We start from the raw sequence: 591 nt of genomic DNA, 5'->3' as shown, positions 1-591 counted from the left end.
AAATCCTATAAAGGGAAAGTCGGTAAAATTGCACCTAATATTTTAGAGCGTAATTTTTATACAGATGCCCCGAATCAAAAATGGGTAACGGACATCACAGAGTTTAAATTGTTTGGAGAGAAACTGTATGTATCACCTGTATTAGACTTGTATAATGGTGAAATTATTACCTATACAATTGGTTCTAGACCGACGTATTCACTTGTTTCAGAGATGTTAGAGAAAGCATTAGAACGTTTACCTGAAAACCACCAGCTACTAATGCATTCGGATCAAGGATGGCATTATCAAATGAGTCAATACGTCCGCACACTTGAATCAAGGGGTATCGTACAGAGTATGTCTCGAAAAGGAAACTGTTACGACAACGCAGTAATAGAAAATTTCTTTGGGATTATGAAGTCGGAGTTCCTCTACATAAAAGAATTTGAAAATGTAGAGCACTTTAAAATAGAATTAGAAAAATATATAGATTATTATAATACGAAACGGATTAAGGCAAAATTAAAAATGAGTCCGGTACAATACCGAACTCATTTTTATCAAGCTGCCTAATGAAATAACCGTGTCTAACTTTTAGGGGTCACTTCA

Annotated in this window: 1 protein-coding gene; it reads left to right on the top strand. The window is 34.7% G+C overall.

The window, feature by feature from the left end:
- On the top strand, positions 1 to 555 hold a 555-nt coding region (locus F3I02_RS27120; RefSeq protein WP_196478612.1), incomplete at its 5' end, for an IS3 family transposase.
- Positions 556 to 591: the final 36 nt, after the last annotated feature.

It is taken from the genome of Bacillus sp. SRB3LM, assembly GCF_015712745.1.
Lineage (GTDB): Bacteria > Bacillota > Bacilli > Bacillales > Bacillaceae_G > Bacillus_A > Bacillus_A thuringiensis_K.
Note: the sequence above shows the minus strand (reverse complement) of the source record. Positions and strands in the feature narration are given on the sequence as shown.